Origin of the sequence: Streptomyces colwelliae (assembly GCF_048158785.1) — a bacterium.
Classification (GTDB): Bacteria; Actinomycetota; Actinomycetes; order Streptomycetales; family Streptomycetaceae; genus Streptomyces.
In genome coordinates this window covers 1-1339 of record NZ_JBLTJC010000798.1, presented here as the reverse complement: position 1 = coordinate 1339, position 1339 = coordinate 1, and the positions used below count along the sequence as shown (strand labels likewise).

Sequence of the window (1339 nt, the reverse complement as noted above, 5' to 3'; positions counted from 1 at the left end):
GCGCTTTTACTTCGGCGAGGGCGAGGCGACGGGCGCCGCCGAGGCCGGCAACGGCGACGGCGACCACCTGGGCGGCCTCAAGGAGCTCGTCACCGACCTGGGCGTCGGGCAGGACCAGCAGTCCTGCGCCGTTGCCGCGGGCGTCGTCGATGAGTTTGGCGACGCGGGCCAGGTCGAACTCCAGGTCGCGGCCGAAGTGGGCGGCCGCGGCCGCGATCCGGATGGTGCTCATGCGGTGACTGCTCCCGGGGCTGGTCCATAGGTCTCGGGCCGCCGGTCGCGCAGGTGCCCCATCGACCGGCGGGCGGTCTCCAGGGCCTGCGCGACGTCGAGTTCGGCGACGGCGATGCCGGAGGTCACGCCCGTGTCGGCGAGGATCTCACCGCCCGGGTCGACGACCTTGGCACTGCCCACGAAGCGTAGCGACCCGAACATGCCCGCCTGGTTCGCGGACAGCCACACGATCTGGTTCTCCAGCGCGCGAGCCCGGTCGAACAGGTCGAAACGCCGCTTCCAGCGGTCCCTCTCCAGGTCCGCGCTCGCGTTGGTGCGCGCACCCGGCCACGCCGACACGCACACCCCGATCTCGGCACCGTCCAGGGCCAGGGCCCGCGCCGACTCCGGGAACGCCTTGTCGTAGCAGATCATCATGCCGATCCGGCCGACCGGTGTGTCGAAGGCGTGGAAACGGTCGCCCGAGGCGTAACTCGCATCTTCGCTGAGGGGTTGGTGGACCTTGCGGTGGTTGCCGAGGACACCGTCGCCGGTGACGCAGACGACGCTGTTGTAGCGGGCGTCCCCGGCTGCCTCGCAATATCCCGCCACGACCGTCAACTCCCCGGCCAGGGCGGCCAGTCGGCGGATCTCCGGGCCGTCGAGGGCGAGCGCGGGCGGGCCCTCGTCCAACTCGCTGTCGTCGTCCAGGCTGAGGAGGTAGCCGCCCAGACACGCCTCCGGGAGCGCGAGGAGTCGTACGCCCTGCTCCCCGGCCTCCTTGATCAGCCGTTCGGCGATCGCGAAGTCCTCTTCCAGGTCGCGGCCGAACTCGGCGGCCACGGCCGCCATCCGCAGCGTGCTCATGCCGTCCCCATTCCGGTCACCGCGGAGGCGACCGCCTCGGTGATCTCTCCGTCGGGCCAGCGCAGCCCGACCCCTTGCCCGACGGTCAACTCCCCGCACACCGCGCCGGTCGCGGGCCCGGCGGGCAGCGCTGGCGCGTCCGGCTCGTCGGCGGTGAGCATCGCGAACCCCGGGAAGCAGGTCAGCCAGTCGCCCATGGACGCGTCCGCCGGACGGGGCACGGCGGCCACGTCGAGCACCGCCCCGCAGCCGCTCGCCT

General features: G+C 72.6%; 1 protein-coding gene and 2 pseudogenes. All 3 read right to left on the bottom strand.

The window, feature by feature from the left end; genetic code table 11:
• Positions 1-232, bottom strand: a pseudogene (locus ACNFOC_RS54440) (hypothetical protein); the annotation flags it as partial.
• Positions 229-1080, bottom strand: coding sequence for a carbon-nitrogen hydrolase family protein (locus ACNFOC_RS54435; protein ID WP_416966321.1), 852 nt, complete (start codon positions 1078-1080; stop codon positions 229-231). The pseudogene ACNFOC_RS54440 and the gene ACNFOC_RS54435, both read right to left, overlap by 4 nt.
• A pseudogene (locus ACNFOC_RS54430) lies at positions 1077-1339 on the bottom strand (MSMEG_0567/sll0787 family protein); the annotation flags it as partial. The gene ACNFOC_RS54435 and the pseudogene ACNFOC_RS54430, both read right to left, overlap by 4 nt.